This is a genomic window from Vibrio sp. 10N.261.52.C11, from assembly GCF_041471405.1.
In the GTDB taxonomy this organism is placed as follows: domain Bacteria; phylum Pseudomonadota; class Gammaproteobacteria; order Enterobacterales; family Vibrionaceae; genus Vibrio; species Vibrio crassostreae_C.
Window position 1 is genome coordinate 1 of the sequence record NZ_JBFROI010000053.1, and the last position, 22,264, is coordinate 22,264.

The 22,264-nt window shown below is 43.8% G+C and carries 19 protein-coding genes and 2 pseudogenes; 15 read left to right on the top strand and 6 right to left on the bottom strand.

The window, feature by feature from the left end; translation table 11 throughout:
- Positions 1–18: 18 nt before the first annotated feature.
- Together AB4323_RS18665 and AB4323_RS18670 are read left to right on the top strand one after the other, a co-directional pair.
- Positions 19–786, top strand: a pseudogene (locus tag AB4323_RS18665) (PTS ascorbate transporter subunit IIC); the annotation flags it as partial.
- Complete coding sequence (locus AB4323_RS18670; RefSeq protein ID WP_017070990.1) at positions 783–1,232, top strand: PTS sugar transporter subunit IIA; 450 nt, start codon at positions 783–785, stop codon at positions 1,230–1,232. The pseudogene AB4323_RS18665 and the gene AB4323_RS18670, both read left to right, overlap by 4 nt.
- 134 nt (positions 1,233–1,366) lie before the next feature.
- Here AB4323_RS18670 and AB4323_RS18675 read toward each other — a convergent pair whose 3' ends face one another.
- The gene (locus tag AB4323_RS18675; RefSeq protein WP_372153081.1) at positions 1,367–2,632 is read right to left on the bottom strand and encodes an HD-GYP domain-containing protein; all 1,266 of its coding nucleotides are present in this window, start codon (positions 2,630–2,632) and stop codon (positions 1,367–1,369) included.
- Positions 2,633–2,858: 226 nt separating this feature from the next.
- Here AB4323_RS18675 and AB4323_RS18680 point away from each other — a divergent pair, with 226 nt between their 5' ends.
- The gene (locus AB4323_RS18680; protein WP_017064876.1) at positions 2,859–3,395 is read left to right on the top strand and encodes a GNAT family N-acetyltransferase; all 537 of its coding nucleotides are present in this window, start codon (positions 2,859–2,861) and stop codon (positions 3,393–3,395) included.
- A 145-nt stretch (positions 3,396–3,540) separates the two neighbouring features.
- Here the strand turns inward: AB4323_RS18680 and AB4323_RS18685 are convergent, their stop codons facing one another.
- Entirely contained in the window at positions 3,541–4,890 is a 1,350-nt protein-coding gene (locus tag AB4323_RS18685; protein WP_372153083.1) for a sensor histidine kinase, read from the bottom strand.
- Positions 4,883–5,572 carry a response regulator transcription factor gene (locus AB4323_RS18690; RefSeq protein WP_017060591.1) on the bottom strand — a complete coding sequence of 230 codons (690 nt, stop codon included), beginning with the start codon at positions 5,570–5,572 and terminating at the stop codon, positions 4,883–4,885. Before AB4323_RS18690 ends, AB4323_RS18685 begins: the two co-directional genes overlap by 8 nt.
- 182 nt (positions 5,573–5,754) lie before the next feature.
- Here AB4323_RS18690 and AB4323_RS18695 point away from each other — a divergent pair.
- The 9 genes and pseudogenes from AB4323_RS18695 to AB4323_RS18735 form a co-directional block, all read left to right on the top strand.
- Positions 5,755–7,143 (top strand): annotated as a pseudogene (locus AB4323_RS18695) (putative bifunctional diguanylate cyclase/phosphodiesterase); the annotation flags it as partial.
- A gap of 250 nt (positions 7,144–7,393) precedes the next feature.
- Positions 7,394–7,873: a type II secretion system protein gene (locus AB4323_RS18700; RefSeq protein ID WP_372153085.1), complete on the top strand. Its 480-nt coding sequence runs from the start codon at positions 7,394–7,396 to the stop codon at positions 7,871–7,873.
- Between the two features lie 835 nt (positions 7,874–8,708).
- The gene (locus AB4323_RS18705) at positions 8,709–10,454 is read left to right on the top strand and encodes an EAL domain-containing protein (RefSeq protein WP_372153087.1); all 1,746 of its coding nucleotides are present in this window, start codon (positions 8,709–8,711) and stop codon (positions 10,452–10,454) included.
- Positions 10,455–10,677: 223 nt separating this feature from the next.
- Entirely contained in the window at positions 10,678–11,049 is a 372-nt protein-coding gene (locus tag AB4323_RS18710) for a GntR family transcriptional regulator (protein ID WP_102331995.1), read from the top strand.
- Positions 11,046–11,900 carry an ABC transporter ATP-binding protein gene (locus tag AB4323_RS18715; RefSeq protein WP_017079596.1) on the top strand — a complete coding sequence of 285 codons (855 nt, stop codon included), beginning with the start codon at positions 11,046–11,048 and terminating at the stop codon, positions 11,898–11,900. The genes AB4323_RS18710 and AB4323_RS18715 overlap by 4 nt, the downstream gene beginning before the upstream one ends.
- Complete coding sequence (locus tag AB4323_RS18720; RefSeq protein ID WP_017083226.1) at positions 11,900–12,757, top strand: hypothetical protein; 858 nt, start codon at positions 11,900–11,902, stop codon at positions 12,755–12,757. The genes AB4323_RS18715 and AB4323_RS18720 overlap by 1 nt, the downstream gene beginning before the upstream one ends.
- Before the next feature lie 941 nt (positions 12,758–13,698).
- A complete protein-coding gene (locus tag AB4323_RS18725; protein WP_017066682.1) occupies positions 13,699–13,986 on the top strand; it encodes a putative quinol monooxygenase in 288 nt (95 codons plus the stop codon).
- Positions 13,986–14,540, top strand: coding sequence for a nucleotidyltransferase family protein (locus tag AB4323_RS18730; RefSeq protein ID WP_372153089.1), 555 nt, complete (start codon positions 13,986–13,988; stop codon positions 14,538–14,540). The genes AB4323_RS18725 and AB4323_RS18730 overlap by 1 nt, the downstream gene beginning before the upstream one ends.
- Positions 14,541–14,695: 155 nt before the next feature.
- Positions 14,696–15,133, top strand: coding sequence for a bifunctional diaminohydroxyphosphoribosylaminopyrimidine deaminase/5-amino-6-(5-phosphoribosylamino)uracil reductase RibD (locus tag AB4323_RS18735; RefSeq protein ID WP_017060582.1), 438 nt, complete (start codon positions 14,696–14,698; stop codon positions 15,131–15,133).
- Positions 15,134–15,150: 17 nt separating this feature from the next.
- On the opposite strand, the gene AB4323_RS18740 is transcribed toward AB4323_RS18735, so the two are convergent.
- A complete protein-coding gene (locus tag AB4323_RS18740) occupies positions 15,151–15,603 on the bottom strand; it encodes an NUDIX pyrophosphatase (RefSeq protein ID WP_017060581.1) in 453 nt (150 codons plus the stop codon).
- Positions 15,604–15,894: 291 nt separating this feature from the next.
- On the opposite strand from AB4323_RS18740, the gene AB4323_RS18745 reads away from it, so the two are divergent.
- The 3 genes from AB4323_RS18745 to AB4323_RS18755 all read left to right on the top strand — a co-directional run bounded on the left by AB4323_RS18745 (position 15,895) and on the right by AB4323_RS18755 (position 19,614).
- Positions 15,895–17,607: a pseudouridine synthase gene (locus tag AB4323_RS18745; protein WP_372153091.1), complete on the top strand. Its 1,713-nt coding sequence runs from the start codon at positions 15,895–15,897 to the stop codon at positions 17,605–17,607.
- Between the two features lie 155 nt (positions 17,608–17,762).
- Positions 17,763–18,143 carry a hypothetical protein gene (locus AB4323_RS18750; RefSeq protein WP_102331989.1) on the top strand — a complete coding sequence of 127 codons (381 nt, stop codon included), beginning with the start codon at positions 17,763–17,765 and terminating at the stop codon, positions 18,141–18,143.
- A 310-nt stretch (positions 18,144–18,453) separates the two neighbouring features.
- On the top strand, positions 18,454–19,614 hold the full coding sequence (locus tag AB4323_RS18755) for a multidrug effflux MFS transporter (RefSeq protein WP_102428768.1): 1,161 nt from the start codon (positions 18,454–18,456) through the stop codon (positions 19,612–19,614).
- A gap of 201 nt (positions 19,615–19,815) precedes the next feature.
- On the opposite strand, the gene AB4323_RS18760 is transcribed toward AB4323_RS18755, so the two are convergent.
- Positions 19,816–21,174, bottom strand: coding sequence for a Na+/H+ antiporter NhaC family protein (locus tag AB4323_RS18760; RefSeq protein ID WP_372153093.1), 1,359 nt, complete (start codon positions 21,172–21,174; stop codon positions 19,816–19,818).
- A gap of 189 nt (positions 21,175–21,363) precedes the next feature.
- Positions 21,364–22,128, bottom strand: coding sequence for a hydratase (locus AB4323_RS18765; protein WP_017060576.1), 765 nt, complete (start codon positions 22,126–22,128; stop codon positions 21,364–21,366).
- Positions 22,129–22,264: the final 136 nt, after the last annotated feature.

The window sequence follows — 22,264 nt, forward strand, 5'->3', positions numbered from 1 at the left end:
TGATTTAGGAAACAAAGCCCTGCACTTGCTCAAAAATACACAGAGAAAGTGATGGGTACTGATCAGTTGGCGATGGGTCACTTCTCAACGTTCTCATACTTAGTATCGGGTTACATTGGTAGCAAGTTTGGTGACACTTCAAAATCAACAGAAGACATCAACGTACCTAAGAGCCTAATGTTCCTGCGTGATACGCCAGTTGCTGTAGCAACAACAATGGCTATCTTCTTTATGTTTGCCTCAATTGTTGCTGGCGGTGACTTTGTTGAAACAGTATCAGGCGGTCAAAACTGGGTAGTATTCACCTTCATGCAATCTCTTGTGTTTGCCGGTGGTGTTTACATCGTACTGCAAGGTGTGAAGATGCTGATTGCTGAAATTGTTCCTGCATTCAAAGGTATCTCTGACAAGCTAGTACCGGGCGCAAAACCTGCTCTAGACTGCCCTATGGTATTCCCTGTAGCACCAAACGCGGTACTTATCGGTTTCCTTTGTTCTTTCGCTGCTGGCCTACTAGCAATGGCAGTTCAAGGTGCGCTTGGCTGGACAATCATTGTAGCTGGCGTCGTTCCACACTTCTTCGTAGGTGGTGCAGCAGGCGTTTACGGTAATGCGACAGGCGGTCTACGCGGTGCAATTCTAGGTTCGTTCTCGCAAGGTCTGTGTATCTCTTTCCTACCAATGCTACTGCTTCCAGTACTGGGTGGCCTTGGTCTTGAAGCGACAACGTTTGCTGACTTCGACTTCGGTGTTGTTGGTCTTATCCTAGGGTGGATTGTTTCATGAGCTTATTCGATTTAATTGGTAACCAAGGCGTTATCATCAACTCTGAAGAAAACCTAACGGTTGATGCAGCGATTGATGTGACCTGTTCAACACTGCTAGCAAGCAACAAAATCGAAGCAAGCTATGTTGAAGCTATCAAGCAAAAGCACAAGGACATCGGCGCGTACTATGTTCTGGCACCAAAAATTGCGATGCCTCATGCTCGCCCTGAAGATGGTGTGAACGAAGCATCACTGCAAGTAACGGTATTCAAAAAGGGTGTTGATTTAGAGTCAGAAGACAACGGTGACGTTTACCTTTCGATTACTCTGGCGGCGATGGACTCAGATAGCCACATCCATACGATTATGGCGCTATCAGAGTTGTTCCAAAATGATGATGACATTGATGCCATCATCGCAGCGGAAACTGAGCAAGCGATCATCGAGATCTTAAAACGATACTAATCTCGATATAAAGATCCTGATAAGCCCCCATGAAAAAAGCGATAGCCTCGGCTATCGCTTTTCTGTTTCTGGTGCTTGGTCATTTCTCATCGAATATGAGTTAAGGCATCACACCTAGAAAGCATTCAGTGGCGTTAAAACGCGTACATTCGTTTGTCTGTCGATAATTCAAAGCAATATTGCGCGTGTTTATTAAGGCACTCAAACACTTCTCGATCCAACTTAAAGTTATCAACGTGGTCCCTCAAAATAGCGAGAGTCTCTTCTAACGTCATGCCTCCACGATAAGGTCGAGACTGAGTTAGCGCTTGAAACACATCCACCACAGCAACAATTCGACTGGGTTGATCCAACTCTTCCGCCATTTTTCCCATTGGGTAACCCGAACCATCTAACCTTTCATGATGATTAGATGCCCACTGACAAACCTGAGGTGACCTGAACAACTCCTGCAATGCGAATCGAGTGTCCGTTGCATGGCGTTTAATACAGCAATACTCTTCTTCAGTGAGTAAATCCGGCTTATGCAGAATGTCATTAGGGGTTTGCAGTTTACCGATATCATGGACTAACCCAGCCAGATAGAGTTTGCGCTGAGTGGTGTAGGAATAACCCAGCTGTTTGGCGAGGTATTCTGAAAGCTGCCCAACCTTTAAAGAGTGCTTAAAGGTAAACGAACTTTTGGTATCAACAACATTGGCGATAAACTCGGCAAAGGCCACCGTCTCATCCAGCGACATTTGCTGGGAGAAAAATGGCACAGGTTCAAAGTTATCCCTCATGTTCTCGATGTATGGAATCTCCATAGAAAACCAGAAGTCATCCAAATCAACCAACTCGCACATGTGTTGCACAAGGTTGGTTTCGAACATCTCATCCGCTTGTTCAGTCAAACGTTCAATGATGCTCGCTTTGCCATCGGGTGTTAGGTTTCCATAACGATCAGAAGAGGTTATGCCGTATAGATAATCGACTCTATCGGCAAGCATCACGATGGCAGCTAGTTCTCTTTCTAACTCGCTGATATGAATAGCCCTTAGCTCAGACCACGGAGTATGGTGATAAAGAACCGGCTTAGCAAATATAGAAAGAACTGGGCACTCTTTTAAGATTTGGTAGCCCTTTTGACAATGGTGATAGCTTGAGTCAGGTACAAACCCAGACGTTAAACTGAGCTGTTCATCAATTTGCGAGACACCACAGTCGTGAATCAAGCCTAACGAAAACGCGAGCTGCGCTTGCTCTTCTTCCCACCCCACACTCAGAGCACATCGATACGCGATATAGCCCACTCTCTGTCCATGATTTTTACTTTCGAAACCGACGTTATCAAGCGCCTTAGCAATACCGAATAGAGCCTTCCTTAGGTCCACGGTCACGTCCTGGCAATGTTGATTCATTATTTAAGCCTAGCATTTTTATATTTTTTATATATTTAGGCCGCTAATACTAATGCATAGCTAATGATTATATACACAACTATTGTAAGGTTTAATGAGTTTCGTGATAGAACCAACGTATAACGAAAAATCCGTGCTACAAATGGTTGCATATTAAAAATCATGCGACATTATAGCCTGCCGACTAAGATTCGCTTAAATAAGCAGCCATAAGAAAAGGAAAGACATGTTTAAAACGGTTATCGACAACGAACTCTCCATCGCATTGGTTGAAGAGAGCTTCGCTTCTCACTACGCGGAAATCTCACAAAGCCAGAATGAGTACCTAAGTCAATGGCTCGTGTGGCCGCCACATTGTAAAACCGAGCAAGACTTTAGGATCTTCATCCAACGCTCGCTACACGATTATGCGGAAGGGAAAAGCATGACCTGTGCGATCGTGTATCAAGACAAGGTCGTCGGTAACTGCAGTTTCAATACTATTGATCATGATAAGCAAAAGGTGACGATAGGTTATTGGTTATCTGAGACATACCAAGGAAAGGGGATTGTGACGCGCGTTGTCCAGAAGCTGATTGATATTGCTTTCAATGAGTTAGATATGGAAAAGGTAGAGATATCAGCCGCAACCGGTAACCAAAGCAGCCGTAAGGTTTGTGAGCGCTTACATTTCACGTTAGAAGGTATCATCACGCGTAACGAAAACTTGAATGGTCGCATCATTGACCACGCTATTTATGGCCTTCATCGCTCTAAGCTCTAAGCTCTAAGCTCTAAGCTCTAGGCTCTAGGCTCTAGGCAGTAGTAACTAAGAAGTCACTCGCTTGTAAATCGGAATATAACAAAGCCACGGTATTAGTCGGTGGCTTTGTTATTTGACGAGCCTGAAGAGCTCTTGAAGCTGCAGCTTATGCGATCTTAGGAATCACGATACTGAACTTGGCGCCACCATAGTTGCTGTCGTCGATTTTGATATCCCAAGAAAGTTTTTTAGCCGCCGATAGAGCAATCGCGAGGCCCAACCCCAATCCACCGTTGGTCGACGTTCTGCTTGAGTCTAGTCGAGAGAACGGAAGGAATACCTTATCACGCCTATTCTCTGGTATTCCAGAACCATTGTCTTCAATCACCACCAGCCAGTTTTCTGAGTTCTCATCCAGCGTCATCCACACTTTGTCTTGTGTGTAATTACCCGCATTCTTGAGAACGTTATCGAACACCAAGCGTGCCATTGAGCAATCACACTTAATCTTGCACTCTAGCTGTACCTTAGATTCAAAGGTGGCATTGTCTAGTTTCGAGTAACGAATTCGGTCTAGGCAATACTCACGAAGATCGGAGGTCACTTTAACGAGCTCAAAGAAAGAGTTATCCATGACATTCAACTTCGACAGCATGATGATTTCTGACGTGAGCTCGTTGATATCCTCAATGTAGGTATCAATGTCATCGAAAAGAACCTGATGATTATCGGGGGCTCCCCTTCTTAGGATATCGGTCGCCAGTTGAATACGACTTAGCGGAGTTCGTACTTCGTGTGGGATAGCTTGAGCGAAAATATGACTTTGTTTTACTTTGCTTTCGATCTCTTCAGCCATGAAGTTAAAACTGCTGGCCAAATCAGAAACAGGATGGATGTCGTCCATGTCAGATCGAGTACTAAGCTTGCCCTTACCAAACTGTTTCTGCTTCTCGACGAGCAACTCTATTCTTTCTTGAAAACGCCTCACAGGTAAGTAAACACTTGCTCCAATCGCCACAATCACAGCCAACAACAGCCCTAACAAAAAGTGTCGTTCTGAGTCTTCGTACCATTCAATGTCAGGAGAGAAAAAGTCCCCTACCTCACTGAACCCAAAACTGAATTTAGAGTTTGGTAGCTGAAACACGGTCGAATAGAGGTTGTCATCACTTAGATATATCGGCACACCGTTTAAGGTTGTGTATAACTCACATTGTTGGCAAGGCGCCTCGCCCGACCAATTCTCCAACAGGCGTAAATTGAAGATATAAAATTGTTGGTAGCCTGTTCTATCGAGCTCTTTATAGAGTGAGTTTTCTTGATTGTGTTGACGAACATACTGCTCCGCAAAGTAGATACCATCGTTAAGGAAGGTTTCGATCTCGGTGCGTCGCATGTACCCCTCACCAAGGTTCAAGAACAAAAATATCGTTGCCGACATCCCAGTCACAATCCCAAGGTATAAGCGAGCAAACATCGAAACCGAGCGAAGCTTCGTAGCAATGAACTTACGCAACCAGCATGTACCCCTTGTTGCGAACCGTACGAATCAACTGTTTGTCTTTTGCGTGAATGCGCAGCTTTCGGCGTAACCCAGACACGCGCATATCAATCGAGCGGTCGTTGAACGCGTAATCTATCCCTCTAAATAACTGACAGCACTGGTCTCGAGTCACGACCTGACAGATGTTATTAACGAGAAGGTTTAAGATTTCAAATTCAGCAGAAGTAAGCTTGAGGTTTTGGCCGTAGAGCGTGGCACTTTGAGCAGAGCTGTTGATTACAATATCGCACTGTTTTTCAGCCGTAGTTTCTTGCGCAGTTTTTACGGGAGTCGCTCGACGCAATAACGCTTCAATTCGCGCTAACAAGGCATGGCCACGAATCGGTTTGGCAACGTAATCGTCCGCACCAAATTTAAACAAGCTGACCTCGCTCATTTCATCGGCGGAAGCCGTTAGCACTAAAATCATTCCATTGTAAAACTCACGGGCTTGACGGCAAATTTGCGCGCCGCTCATCCCTGGAAGCATCAAGTCCAACAGCACTAAATCAGGTTCAATACTACGGATCGCTTCAAGTGCCAAGTTCCCTTCATGAACAACGCTAACATTGTAACCTTCAGCTTCGAGGTAAAGCGTCGTTAGACGAGCTATCTCTTGGTCATCTTCAACAATGAGCACTTTGGTTTTCGACATTCCTATCACCAGTATTTATTAAAAGCGAAGGCAGTATATATACTGGTCATAGATCATCAATATTGGAATCAGAGCCCTACATTTACCGTACGCAAAACATAGTAATCACTTTTGTACATACACGTTTACAGAATAGAGAACCAACAACCGGTGCGCCTTGGTTTATCAAGGTTTCCTCCTTCAGAGCACACCATTTTGATGTGCAAGGAAAGTGGCTCTTTGATAAAAGCGAACTGCTGCTAAACCTAACCTGTACAACAAAGCAAAAAGAGAAGCTGATAAAAGCCAGATACAACGCAGAACACGACTGTTTAACGGAGCTTTATAATCGCCGTGGGATCAGCAACCTTCTAGAAACCAGCATTGCCTATCGCTCACCGTTTGAATTGATGTTTGTCGACCTTGATGGCTTCAAATTAGTTAATGACACTTATGGGCACACTGTCGGAGACCAACGACTCAAACAGGTTGGTGAACGCCTTAAACAGTTGGTTGATGAGAAATGTATGATAGGGCGATTTGGTGGCGACGAATTCATTGTGATTGCCCACACCTGCCGAAATCAAAATATCCCACTACTTTGGTCTCGCATCATTGATGCCTTAAACCGAAGTTTCCATATCAGAGGCATCGGCAGTTTATCTGTCGGTTGCAGCATAGGTACCGCGCATTTCCCTGATAACGCGGTTGACCAAGAAACATTGCTAAAGCAAGCGGGTATGGCGATGCATCTTGCAAAAGCGAATGGTCGAAACCGCTTCCAAACGTTTACCCCAGACTTAGCACAAACCCTGCATCGCAAAGTAGAGATCCGCCATCGACTGGCACGCGCCATAGAAAACGACGATCTCAACCTTCACTACCAACCGATCATGAACACCAACAGCGACAAGGTGAAAGGGTTTGAAGCCTTGCTTCGATGGTCAGACAAAGAGCTAGGTAACATAGGCCCTGATGAGTTTATTAGCTTAGCGGAGGAGACGGGGCAGATTGTACCGCTCGGGAAATGGGTTCTGAACTCTGCACTCAAACAGCTATCGATATGGCAACGTGAGTTTGATAGTGAGTTGATGATGAGTATCAATATTTCGAGTATTCAGATGCACGCGACCTTTGCCGAGCAGCTATTAGCAATGTTGAACTTCTACAATATCCAACCTCAAAGCATCGCCCTTGAGATCACCGAATCTTCCATGATCTTCAAGCATGGTGAAGTCAGGCAAGCGTTAAGCGATATTTCTAAATTGGGCGTAGAGCTTCACCTTGATGACTTTGGCACAGGCTACTCGTCACTGTCGATGTTGCATGACTTACCGATTAGCACCGTGAAACTCGATAAAAGCTTCGTCCACGGTTCACACAAAGGGAGCAAAGCGATTGTCCAAGCCACCCATGCTATCTGTGAAAAATTGGGGCTAAAAGTGGTTGCTGAAGGTGTCGAAACCGAAACGCAAAAAGCGTTCTTAATCGATTGTGGATACCAGTATCTTCAGGGATTTTTATTTAGTAAACCAATTCCCTCAAATGAAGTCGAAAGTCAGTTTTTGAATGGTCGACAATCCTACAATTAAAGACTTATTTATCAATAAATTAAGTCGTTTGAATGCTTCCTAAACAATCGGCTGCTGTGGGTGTGTACGCTTACGTATGCTTACATAGCGTTTAACAGTAAGAGGAAATAATTAAGCTATTGTTTATAAAGAAAATTACTTAGAAATTCACACAATAAAACACCAAACCATGATACCCACTAACTGTAATGACTTTGGTATTTAGATTACCCTCATTCCGTCCCTTTAGCAGAGCAAATAATCGGTAACCATGAACAGACAAAACGGCTTCACTCTTTTAGAACTCATCATCTCTGTATTAATTTTAGCGATCGTTTCGGCGACAGCTATGGTCAAGTTCTTAGACGTTCAAGGAAGTGCTCGGGCGAGTAAAATACATGATGTGGCTGGTAACCTTCGCACGGGTATCGATATGATCTACGCGAAGTCAGCGATTGCTGGCGTTGAGGATGATTGCAACTATGTTGAAAAGACGGAGATTGAGACCTACTACGTTTGTCATGGTTACCCAATCGCCTATGTTGACTCACTAAGAAGACTGCTCAATATCGACGCAACAGAGCTTCATGTCATCAACAAAGAAGTAGACTCTGGCAGCAATGCAGAAAGAGTAGCCGCCATCTCTTTCGACACCGAAAACTACACCTATTCGCCAGAAGGAGACTTTTGTCAAGTGCTTTATCAGCCAGAAAAAGAACCACAGATCGTGGTGCTTGATGGTGCATGTTAAATACTCAACGATTGCACGCTTCCATAGTTAACACAAAGCCACCGCAACAGATCTTTGAATATCATGTGGTTACGCTAACATTTGCTCAAAAATAACACTAATTGATCTAACTTGTTGCTGCTTATACTTTTAGGCAGTGCTCATGGTATAACACCAACCTCATTCATATCTTATTTTCATCACTAGCCGATTAATATTTACATAGACACATATTTGATACATATGTCAATAATAATTCCATTAAAATTCTTTAATCAACACATCATGATAAAAATCATCCTTTCCCTATTTTAAATATCCCACCTTAAAGTTTAATTATTTAAATTTCGTAACAGAATAAATTAAAGTCAATCATTCAACAAATATAATTAATTCTATCATTGATTACTTTAATTAAATCACCAAAACAATACGCCACATAAATTATATTAATATCACATAAAATGACATAATTTAATTTTATCATGAAAAATTCTGATAAATCTCACACATCGATAAACCGAATGAATACCATCAGAAGCTACATTAGAAACCTCTAAATCCAGTCGCTAAACCTACCGCGTAGAAGCTGTGAAATGGATAAATACCAAAACAAATGGATAAATCCCCCTTACCCCTTGTAAATCATTGGCTTTCATTTATAAATTCAACTTTTGGGTGAACATCTCCATAACCTTTCATTAAAGCCCAAATTCTGCGATTAGTATCAACATCTTGAGATAAAATGGTGACATTTTGGTTATATTATTTAGATCGAACTCTTGTGTTGAATGAAAATCCCAGCCATCACATATCCATCACACAAATATAATAACTATCGCTTAGGAGTTAAGCTATGCACTGTTCTTTCAATATAAATAACAATAATGAGAGCTTGCAACTAATCTACAATGAAGAAAAAATATACATAAAAAGAGACAGTAATAAGATATCAGAGGAAACTCTTAATAGTAAAGAGAGTTTTGTTTTCAAATACCTTATTGAACACTCGTCAATATCAAACCCTCAATCTGCACGAGATGTTGAAGAATCTTTTAAATTACACTTTGACGAAGAGTTTAGCTTATACGCGTTAAAAAATATTATTGCTTCTATAAGAAAGAAATATCGAAGCTTATGTAAGAAAGCGAAGGTAGATAATAATAGCGAACTTATCTCTAACCTTTATAAGGTAGGTTACTTTATCGATCTCGATAAAAGCTCAACCAACCGTATCGCACCTAAGTACGACATCAACCAGTTCAAGCCCAGCCAGTTCGAGATGTTGAAACTGATGTTCAACACCTATCATCGAGAGCTGATTAAGGCTCTGATAGCCGTGTTCACCATCTCTTCCTTTTTCCTATTCGTTGTCTACTTTTCCCAAATCCTTTATACGACGAAGATTGCGAATGAATACAGTGAGAACACCAAACACATTGCCGCAGAAGTCATGGACTACGGTTGCGATAGCCACGGGGCTGTGCACTCGCTAAGGCACTCGCTCAACCTTGATTCTGTCGTCATGACCACACCTTATGACTCCTGCTATATCTCTAAAACACGTTCTAAGATGATAGAGCTCAATCAATTAGACGACTTCTACGATAGTGCTGACTTTGCCTATTCACGCTTCATGGATACCGAGCACGACATTGAGATGGTTGCTCGAATATCTAAACGATCTATCGAAGCTCGATACAAGAACTCACTATTGCCTCTATTAGTCGATTCGATTTCCATCCAGAAGAATGGTTACCACATCTTAAACCTTGGCGAAGAGAGTAAATCTATCTATCAAACCTCCCTACCAACGGGTGCAACCATCACCTTCTACAGTGACGACATTGTTGCACTATGGATTGCGCTTTCTCTGATACTCGCCACCCTGCTTTATCGCTCCTATATTCTGGGTTTCGTGATCTACCTGTTTCGTTGGAAACACATCTCCTTTGAAGAAGAGCCGATCATCAACACCGAAGACAACTGCGTTCTCTACTACGAGTTGTTATCTCGTGTGCGTAACGTTGGCGTTTTAAGCTTCATCAACACCATGAGACGCACCAATTTACTCATTTTTCATACTATTTTACTCATCGAGACAGTCAGAAAAGCGAAGTTAAACAACAGCCATGAGATCTATGGTGTCAACGTGTGTCCGAGTGCTTTGGTAGGGTCGAACTTCGCAAGGCTCAGAGAGCATTTAGCCGCGATGGAAGCGAATGAGTTTGTCGTAGAGATTACTGAATATTCGAACATTGGCTATGGGTGTGAGGTTATCGATAACATTAAGGATATCAAAAAGCTTGGTATCACTATCGCTCTGGATGACTTTGGTACGGGCAATAACAACATCGAAATCATCAATGTTATCTCTCCGGCCTATCTAAAACTGGATCGTTGCTTTGTTAAGGATATCGAGTCAGGAGAGCATCATCAGGGTGTATTGCTCAATATCTCGGAGATTGGACGCCTATCAAATATCACAATGATTTATGAAGGTGTCGAGACGCGTAGGCAGCAATATATCTTGTGTCAGTTAGGCTACAACTTACATCAAGGTTACCTGTATAGCCGGCCTAATGACTCAAAGGAGCAATAGGCCCAGCCTAATAGAAATCTTGATCAGCAACCATTCCCTATTCAAATAATCATCGCTTATACAGCTGCTTGAGAGCCCACAAGGATGTAGGCTTCAAGTGCCCTCCCCACCAAACGTGCTTTATCTAAACATAAAAATACCCGATGCACTTTCATAAAATCCTTGCCAACTCGAATAAATAGGTTAGTGTTATACACATGTATATCACCATGCAGTTTTAATTATGACCGAATGGAAAGACGACCAGCCGATCTTTAGGCAGCTTGCCGCCAAGATCAGTGACCAAATTCTTCAGGGTGTTTGGCTAGAGCTACAAGCATTGCCCTCTGTGCGTGCGGTTGCCGCCGATCTCAAGATCAACCACCTTACTGTCATGAAAAGCTACCAGTTACTGGTGGATGAAGGCTTGGTAGAGAAAAAACGCGGCCAAGGCATGTATGTGGCCGAAGGGGCACTTCAAAAATTGAAAGAGTCCGCACACCAATCATTCATCAACACACAGATCCCAGCCATCGCTGAGACGCTAGGCATCATTGATATGAGTGTCGAAGAACTCGTGAAACAGCTAGCACAACATATAAAGGACAAGTCATGAGTACTTTACTTTCCGTGAAAAACGTAACCAAAACCTATTCAAATCAAGTGGGTGTCGAAAACATCAGCTTTGAGTTAAAGCCAGGGCAAGTACTTGGTCTGCTTGGCCACAATGGCGCGGGTAAATCGACTCTGATCAAATCACTGCTTGGTGGACACAACTATCAAGGTGAGATTGAAGTAAACGGCTACCACCCTATCCACCAGCACGCAGAGCTCATGCAGCACTTGTCGTACATCTCAGATGTTAACGTGTTACCCGAGTGGATGACGGTTAAACAACTGCTTCGATACACACAAGGTGTGCACCCTAGCTTCAACAAGCAAAAAGCAGAACAGACGTTAAGCAGCACCAATATTAAGTTGTCTTCTACTATCAAGCAGCTTTCTAAAGGGATGAAAGTACAACTTCACCTTGCGATCATCATCGCGACTGACACCCAAGTGTTGATCTTAGATGAGCCTACACTTGGCCTAGATTTACTGTACCGCGATACTTTTTATCGCCATCTACTTGAGTGGTTCCACGACGGCGAACGCGCCATGATCATTGCAAGCCATGAGGTTTCAGAAATTGAACACCTATTAACGGATGTACTGATTTTGAAGCAAGGTCATTGTGTACTGCAAAAAAGCATGGAAGACATCGAGAGCGACTATTTCATTATTGAAGTCGCAAACAACCATTCAAGCGAGATTCAGAAACTCAACCCACTGACCTCACAATCAGGGCTAGGCACTACTAAGTGGTTATTGGAAGGTCAATACAAAGCGCAGGTTGAATCACTGGGTAACATCTATAACGTTGGTCTCGCAGATCTATTCCTTGCAACACAGATGGAGAAGGCATAATGCATCCAAGTTTTTACATGCTAGAAAAAGAACTCATCGAGCACAAAGTTAACACTCGATTGCCTCTGTTTGTCGCGTTATGTGGTTTCTTACTGTTCGTTGGTCTGTTCTTTAATGGCGCAGCACAACATGAGTTTTTCTTTGAAATGCAAGTGAACGGTGACGTGAGCGACATCCACAGAGAGTTCGCACAAGATCTCAACTCAGTGATCTACTTTGGCGCGGGCCTTATTTCACTGATCCTGTCGACGCTATATATCCCTAAAACGCTGCGTAAAGAGCGCCAAGAAGGCAGTTCGATGTTTTGGAGAAGTATGCCGGTATCTAACGCAATGACTCACGGCGTGAAGCTAGGATTCGGTTTAGTGGTTATTCCGGCTATCTGTGCATTGTTAGTGCTGTTCGCAGATTTTCTATTCTGGATATTGAACGTCTCAAGTGAACAACAACTGGCGCTATTGGTTGAGCAGCAATCTCTGTTTTATGTGCTGAGCAACTGGGTCGTGTTTTTTGGACGAATGATGTTAGTTGCACTGGTTTTATTGCCACTGGCAACCGTCACTCTAGCGATTTCGCAGCTGGTAAACTCTCCACTGCTTGTCATTTTCATCTCAAGCTATGCGATTAAGTTCCTCTCTGTCGCCGTGTTTGGGTTCTATGGCATCAATGACTTCCTATCTCTCATCGCGTCATTGCCAATGAATGTGCTCATAGCAAGCAACCCATTAAGTGCGATTGCAGAAGCGCCGATTTTATCTTTAGGTATTTACGCACTGATCGGTGTTGGTGGCTATCTACTGAGCCTAAAGCTAAATAGAACGGACGATGTGAGCTTAAAGACGCTGTTCCAACGTTAGAGTCTATCCTAAGCACGAGCCTTTATCGGGCAGTCACATCAGATATCAAAATCTAAATCAAAGCTTCTGAGAAATCGGGAGCTTTTTTATTATCAAGACGTTAACGAGTACAGGGATGCGATAACAAGGAACAAGGAACAAGGAACAAGCTTTAGTTTGGGGTAACAGGTTTAACAAACGAAGATAAACTTAGAGGAGGTATTAATGAGCTGACATTGAATTGCATTGTTGTTAATGCCTGCCAGCTCTTTGGGGATGATTTCGTTAGTCGCCGACCAGATGAAGGTCCTTGAGAGTGCTAATGAAATCAGTTTGTTGCGTTTTACATTTGATTAAGCTTTTCAGCTTTTAAAGCTCTACGATTAAAGCTTATTTCTTTGATGCTTCTTTTGACGTGTCTTTCCAGTATTGGATACGAACGCGATGAAGCTGTGCTCTTCTCATTTTTTTCATAAGGGATATTTCCTTTTCTTTAACTGCTCTTCATGAGCTATTTTTATTGCCAACCATTCGAATCTAACGGTGTTTGATGTCCAGATCAATGATACAAATCACAAAATTTATAGAGTTTTGAGTACCATTTACATCAAAGTATGACCTAGATATCAACTATGGCTCAATTCAATCCTATGAGCCGCTCTTCAAAATTAAGGTTAGTTCTCTCAGATGACAAATTCATTTCAGTATCAATACAGTTCAATGATACTAATTTAATAGACCGGACCAACGCGGATTTAGTTCCAACGTCTTATTTTTTATTGCTCACATCGCCCCTAAAGTTACGCTGTAACCAAAGATGTATTCAATGTGAACAATTAATCGCCACATTAGCCTATACGTCACAACATCAAAATGGGATTATGTTTGTAACGGGTAAAGCTTTTTATAGAAAAAAGCCGTAGTGGACAAAATTAAATAGACGTAATTAAATGGACGTAATTATGAGTAAAGTAATTCTGCAAGGGCATATTCTAGTGCCAGACAACGACCTAAAAGCCGTCACACAAGCCTTGATTGTACACAAAGAACTGACACTGGAAGAACCTGGTTGTATCGTGTTTCGAGTCAGTCAAAGCACGCTTCAACCTAATCGCTTTGAAGTGTATGAAGAATTCACTAGCCGAGAAGCATTCGAAATGCACCAACAGCGAGTAAAAGCCTCTGAATGGGGTGAAATCTCCCAGAACGTGACACGTCACTACCAAGTCACCGACGTTCCGACATCATAATGATACATCCGCTAGCCAACCACATCGTCACGTTGATCAAACAAGATCCCTTACGAATGCAGGTTTTAGACTGTGTCGCTCACCTGGATTTGCCGCAGTGCTATGTTGCTGCGGGCTTTGTGAGAAACCTCGTTTGGGATCACCTACATGGTTATGCCTCCCCGACTCCACTCAATGATATTGATGTGATCTACTTTGATCCCATTGATACCTCTTACGAATCGGATCTTCGATACGAGGCTCAGCTTCAACAACGGTTACCCGAACTGAATTGGCAAGTTCGCAATCAAGCCTACATGCACACTAGAAATGGGGATGAACGTTACCAAGGCTCATTGGATGCGATGAGTTATTGGCCAGAGAAAGAAACCGCCGTCGCCGTGAAACAAAGCCTCCATGGAAACATCGAGTGTATTTCTGCCTTTGGCTTAGAGAGTTTGTTTGATTTGCAAATCACACCCAATCCAAAGCGTAGCCGAGATATCTTTGATCAAAGAGTGCAATCCAAAGGTTGGCTAACCCAGTGGCCCAAGTTAACGATGAGTCACAGTTAACTAGCAGTCGAATTCAAACGCTAAAACCATTGACTAAAAGTCCAATCAGATCGAACATGCCCCACTTATTAGCTTATTAAGTTAGTAATTAACCAACTCATCAACCACGCGTGGCGACTAGCTGCTACGCTCTCTCGTCATACTGAGTAACGACCATGAACCAACAATACATGCTGCAAGCACTCGAAGCTTCGCGCCAAGCCTTACCTGATTGCCAACCAAACCCGCCAGTAGGGTGTGTTTTGGTGAAAGACGATAAGGTGGTGTCTGTTGGATACACGCAAAAAGTCGGCGGAAACCACGCCGAGGTTGAAGCACTCAATAACTATAACGACAAAACGGACGGAACAATGGAAGGGGTTACCGCTTACGTAACTTTAGAGCCATGTTCGTTTGTCGGCAGAACACCCGCTTGCGCCAATACATTGGTTAAAGCAGGTGTAAAACACGTAGTCGTGGCGATGCTAGACCCAGACCCTCGTAATAATGGTCGTGGAGTTGCCATCCTTGAATCGCACGGTGTGAAGGTAGATGTGGGGTTATGCCAAGCGCAAGTGAGCACCTTTTTAGCCCCTTACCTTGGTAAGTCCTAGATCTTAAACAGCCAGTATTAGTTCAATTTCACTCGATAAAGCGGATTGACTGGCTTATCGACAAAATACGACCAAATATGATCGTAGACGGCATGTTGGTTGGGGAACGGCGCTAACGCTTTTGCTTCTTCTAAATTACACCAGCGGTACTCGGTGTGTTCGTCATTCAGTTCAATCGCTTGGTTGGGTGGGCATAGCACCGCAAACACAGGGATTAGCTGAATCACATTCACGTGCGCCTCATAAAACTGCTCCAGAAACTGCGCGTTATACAAAGCTTCCACTTTAATTTGGGTCTCTTCTTCAAACTCGCGCACGATAGCCTGCCAGCCTGTTTCACCCGCTTCAATCGAGCCTGCGACGTGACACCAAAACTCACCTTTAACACGCTTCATTAATAGCATTTTCATTTGTCCGTCGCTCTCTGAAATAGCGACACCGGAAACAATCGAAGTATTGAGTGGAATCATAACGTTACCTTAGTTTTAATAAGAGGGCGGCAAGGCTACCACCCTTGGTTTGTTAAATTGTCTTCTATGATTAAAAACGAGAAGTTACTCATCAATTAATGGCGTTCAAGCCATAACTCATGGGTTCAGTGTTAACCATCTAGCTTAGCTATCCTGTAATAGAACCATTTCTTATTTGAGGCGTATTTCGATAAAGAGTAGAATCGCCGCCTTGTACTGTGTTTAAAGCCTTTAAACATACACAGTAGACTCACAACCATTTATCACCACGATATAAGTATTAATACGACTATGCACTCATCAAAACCAACGCACGACTCAGAAAACAGCCATACTCCTGAGCATTGCTTCACTCGTTTTCAACAGCCGATCGAGTCATATTCGTTGCCTGAGCGTTTCACATTCCCGTTCTACTACGAACCGCACCCACTGTGTGAAATAGCCTCTCATCAGCTTCAACAATATCTAGAAACACAAACCGACTGGCAGCATGACTTCGGACTAGATTCTGACGCTGGTCGCGGCAAAATGTTTGGTGTGTTACTGGTGAAAAGCCCAGAAGGTGAATTGGGTTACTTCTCTGCTTTCTCTGGAAAAATCGCAGACCAAAACCTACTGCCTCACTTTGTGCCGCCCGTATTCGACATGTTGAGCAGCGATAGCTTTTTCCATCAAGACACAGCCGACATGATGGCTGTAAATGCGAAATTTAAAGCGCTGCAAGCAAACGCTGAATACCTTGAATTGTGTGAACAGTTAGCACAACAGAAAACACAGGCAGAACAGGAGATCGAAGCGCAACGTTTGTTGATTATAGAAGGCCGAAAAACACGTAAAGAACAACGCGAACAAGGTAAAAAAAACCTTGATGAACAAGCCTTCGAACAACTGAATAATGAGCTTAACAAGGCCAGTGTTGCTGACAAGAACCAGCAGAAGTACCTAAAGCTCAACTGGGAACAGATCCTAAACGAGTTACAAATCAAAGTTGATGTGTTCACTAATCAATTAGCTGAACTCAAAGAGCAAAGAGCACTCCTTTCTCATCAGCTTCAGCACAAACTGTTTTCACAATACGCTTTCCAGAATGCGGAAGGAAACGTTGAAGACCTTAACCAAATCTTTGAAAACACGCCAAACAAGATACCACCAGCTGGCTCTGGTGAATGCGCTGCGCCTAAATTGCTGCAATACGCGTACTTACATGGTTACACGCCACTGGCATTGGCTGAATTTTGGTGGGGCCGCTCTCCAAAGTCGGAAATCCGCAAGCACAAGAAATACTACGCTTCTTGTCAGAGTAAATGTGTGCCGATTTTAGGCCATATGATGAAAGGCCTAGAAGTCGATCCAAACCCATTGCTAGAGAACCCAGCAGAAGGCAAAGAGCTGGATATTCTGTTCCAAGATGAGCACATCGTGGTAGTACACAAGCCAGCAGGTTTTCTATCCGTGCCGGGTAAAACCATCAAAGATTCCGCCTACACACGTGTTCAAGAAATGCATCCCGATGTTGAAGGCCCATTTGTGATTCATCGCTTAGACATGGCGACCTCTGGCATTCTAATCTTCGCTCTCACACGACGTGCGAACAAGAGCTTACAGAAGCAGTTCATTACTCGTGAAGTCGAAAAGCGTTACGTGGCAATGATTGAAGGCGTTCTAACAGAAAATGAAGGCTATGTTCGACTGCCATTGCGTGGTGATTTGTATGACCGCCCTCGTCAAATTGTCTGCTTCGAACACGGCAAGCCAGCAGAAACCAAATGGGAAGTGATTGAGCGAAACGGGCAAACCACTAAGGTTTACCTGCATCCTAAAACAGGGCGTACACACCAGTTGCGTGTTCACTGTTCACACCAAGAAGGCCTTAACATGCCTATCGTCGGTGACGGCTTGTATGGCAATAAAGCCGACCGATTGCACTTACACGCAGAAAGACTTGCGCTGCACCACCCAGTCACCAAAGAGTGGATGGAATTCCAGTTCGACGCCGAATTCTAAAATCTCTCATTAGTACCGAGCTTTGATAAGGAGTCACAACCGCTTGTGGCTCCTACCTCTTTTGGGTATATATCCACGCTTATTGCACTACATCAAGATTCACTTTGTTGTGAAGAGTAGCATGCCCTCCTTCTTCTCTCCTTGAGGCCTTTGATATGTCATCAGCTGCTTTGAATTTACACCACAACACACAAACTTCTTCTTTGATAACTGCGCAAGCACCAAGCTTGAAACCACTAGCAACCAAAAAGCCTAATCTAAATTTGGCAATGCTAAGCTTAATTGAAGAAGTTAAAAACGAACTCCCACTTTACGAATCGGAGACGTTTATCTGTGGGCCAAAAGGAAACTGCTCGGGTTGCTCTAAAAAGCTACTAGAGATGGTCGACAGTGAGTTGATGTACTGGGAGCACCGTATTTCAATTGGCCAAGGCCCCAACTTCGAGGAACTGCGCCGCTTTGGTAAGCTATGCAGCAGTGTTAGACGCGGTTTAGAGCGTAACGGTTTAGTCGAAAAGCGCCCAAAGAAAAGATAACAAGCCAACTCGATAATCATTACAATGTGTCGTTGGCGATCACAAGCTACCCTGCTACTAACTGATTGAACTCGTTAGCTATAAAAGTAATAATGTTTTGTAATACAATTCAGTATACAGACCGACTTCGTAGATTCGGACTCATAGAGATAAGTTCATCGATACTTTCACCATATTCTTGAACAACTCTATCCTTCTTGTCTGACGTGCCTTAACCTTCTGTATATCAATATCACATCAATTAGAAACCTACCTTGGACAACGGAGAGCGACCTTGAAGAGACCACAACCAGTACTGGGAAAGACCGGTATGCTATTTTTTCTCGTCATAATAAGTGCTTTCCCTCCATTGACCATCGACCTTTACTTACCTGCGCTTCCGCAGATGGTCGAGGTGTTTAATACTGACCGATCAATGGTCAACCTAACCCTGAGCAGCTACTTCGTTACTTACGCCATCGGTCTTTTGTTCTGGGGGCCGCTCAGCGAAAAATTTGGTCGTAAGCCGATCCTATTAATTGGATTAGCGAGCTATATGGTCGCGAGCATATTGTGCGCGATGACCAATAGCATCGAACAGTTGATTAGTGCTCGTGTATTCCAAGCCTTTGCTGGCAGTGCTATCACCGTTATCGCTACCGCCATTGTCAAAGATCTTTATGACGGCCGAGAACGTGAAAAGATCATGGCGACTATCATGTCACTGGTGATCATCGCGCCAATGGTTGCGCCTGTATTTGGTGCCTTTCTACTGAAAATTGCTTCTTGGCGAATGATGTTTGTCACGCTCGCCATTTTTGGTGCATTTGCGTCAGTATTAGCTTGCTGCTACCGAGAAACACTCGAAAACAAATACCAAGGTTCTATATTCCGATCATGGGGAAGAATGGGCGTGGTCATGAAAAACCGCTCGTTCGTCAAGCTGCTGGTCATTTTCTCTATCATACCGATGGCGTTGATGGGCTTTCTTGCGGCGGGTTCTTATATCTACATCGATCACTTTGGATTGACCGAACAACAGTTTAGTTACGCGTTCGCATTCAATGCACTGTGCGCCTCATTTGGTCCAACAATTTACATGAAGTTGTCCTACCGAATGCCGGTTCAAAAGGTCATCTCAGGATGTTTTGCTTTATTAGCGCTTGCGGGAATCTTCACCCTAACCATTGGCGACCTGTCCCCTTGGTTCTTCATGTTCATCGCTGCACCAGCGACATTAATGGCGATCATCATGCGAGTACCGGGGACCAACTTGATGTTGAATCAACAAGATCATGACACGGGCTCTGCCGTCGCACTGATACAGTTCTTCAGCATGATTTGTGGCTCGCTTGGCATGGTATTAGTTTCAATCCGCCCAGAGTCACTGATTGAAAACCTAGGCTTTATCCAATTATCCATCGGTACGCTAGGCGGCCTGATGTGGCTAATGGTCAGAAACAAAGAGTTCGTGACTAATAAGCTGAATTAAAGCTCTCAAGCCTAATTGTCATTCACACTACAATAAACTTGAAAACCGCTATAACGAAATTAGAAACCGTCTACATAGGCGGTTTTCTTGTATTTGAAGACGTACATTGAATTTTCAAGCCATGAGTTTCACGCACAAAAAAGCTCCTATTAAGGAGCCTTCTTATCAGAGCCAGTGAGCACTCAGTTTGGTCAATTGTTACTAAGCTTGAGCCACTTGACGTGCTGGGTGTTTAATAAACACAGCAACCACAGCCACGATTGCAAGAGCAAAACAGTAGTAAGAGTTAGCTACAATATCCAAAGGCGATAGGTTAAATACCGAACCTAACAGCAATACCTGCGCACCGTAAGGCAACACGCCTTGAATCACACAAGAGAAGATATCCAACAAGCTTGCAGAACGACGTGGAGACACATTGTTCTCTTCCGCCAATTGACGAGCCACACTACCAGACACAATAATCGCTACCGTGTTGTTTGCAGTACATAAGTTCACCATAGATACCAAGCCAGCAATGCCTAGCTCACTCGCACGACCACTCGCTTGCTTAGAGTGTGAAGAGCCAAACGCACGAATCACACCACTTACTAAGTTAGTCAGGAACGCCAATCCACCTTGACGACGCATTAGCTCACTCAAACCGCCAATTAGCATCGACAATAAGAAAATCTCCTGCATGTTGCCGAAGCCTGCATAGATATCTTGAGCGTAATCAGTCATACCGTAGTTCTCAACAGAACCTAGGCTCACGCCACCCGCCAGCAAGATACCAATCGCCAACACGACAAAGACATTCATGCCCGATACCGCAAGAATCAAGATAGTGATGTACGGAAGGACTTTTAGCCACTCGATTGGACCTGTTTCAGGAACCTGAGTTGCCGTGCTGTTGAAAGCAAAGATAACAATCGCGATAAGTGCAGCAGGAAGTGCAATGCGGATGTTCTCTTTAAACTTATCTCTCATCTCACAGCCTTGCGAGCGTGTCGCGGCAATCGTGGTATCAGAGATGATAGAAAGGTTGTCACCAAACATAGCGCCACTTAGCACTACGCCAGCGGTTAGAGGAATACTCATGCCAGCTGAGTCAGCAATGCCTAGTGCAACAGGAGCAACCGCAGCGATAGTACCCATAGAAGTACCCATTGCCGTCGCAATGAACGCCGAAATAAGGAAGATGCCCGGTAGGATCATGCTCGTTGGGATAGCAGATAGACCAAGATTTACCGTCGCGTCCACGCCACCAGAAGCTTTAGCCACAGCAGCAAAAGCACCCGCCAATAGGTAGATCATACACATTGCAATAATGTCTTTGTGACCCACACCACCTAAGAACTGCTCGATCGCACGGTTCAATTTATCTTTGCTCAATAGCAACGCTAACATCACGGCAGGCAGAGCCGCAATCGGAGCTGGAAGCTGATAGAAAGCAAAATCGACGCCTTGTAGCGACAGGTATGTACCCACGCCAATAAACAGCGCAAGGAAAACGATCAGAGGGATAAGCGCCACTGCAGAAGGGGCAATTACCGCGTTAGAATTTTTTGAATTGGACATGGAACGACAACACAATAGAACAGGAAGGTGAGCAGACTAATGTCACACTTAGAACTTGTCAACGTCTAGACGTCTAAACGCCTAATTTAATGCAAAGTAATAAGAACCCTATTAAGCATCACGTAATAAAAAAGGCTATTTACTCATCAGTAAACAGCCTTTCGATAACAGATAGTGCGCCGCTAGAAGTTAGCGTTTCTGCTTGAACGTTACTTGGTATTCACCAATGCCTTCGTAGTGGAAGGTCGTTGGTTTATCGAATTCCATTTCCACGATACCGCAGTAAGAGCCCGTGATAATGGCTTCACCCGCTTGGAAATCAACACCACGACGTGTCATGTAGTTAATCAGCCAGTAAATTGGGCTTGGTGGCAGTGTATTCGGGTGCTTACCGTCGAATGCTTGAACTTGCTCGCCTTGAGTCACTTCAATACTGATCTCTGCAGAAGTGAACGCTTTTTCGCGATCAATCTCAGAGCCAATAAATAGACCTTGGTTTACTAGGCCATCGGCCAGCTTTTCATAGAACTCAGCGCCGCTGTCATCCGCAAAACGAGACTGCATTAACTCAAGTGCCATGTGGCAAGAACCAATCGCTTCGTTGATTTGCTCTTCGCTGTAGCCTTCTTGGCTTGCAGGCAGGCTCTTAGCAAGCGTAAATGCGATTTCAGGCTCAACGCGTACTACGCCGTTGTCAGCAAACAGTTCACAAACTTCGCCTTGTTGAACGCTGCCCGAGAAGATTGGCGCAACAACAAACTTGTCTTCAGCCAGAGGAAGTAAGCACTTCCAACCGCCGACTTTATCGCTTTTCAAATCGATCATTGAAGATTGGATCTTTAGCGCATCTTCCAAGTTATTCGGACGGTACTGTTCGTCCAATCTTGGTGCTTTGGTGCCAGCAACACGACGACTCAACAGTTCTTCAGCTGCTTGTTTAAATACATTTGTCATATAATACCACCTTTAGTTTTATGACCAGTATAATATCGGATTTCTTAAAGCTTGAATAGACAATTCAACAACGGTGCTACACCGAAAATTCAGCCATCAATTTTCGCATATTCTAGACGCAAACAACTGAAACTAT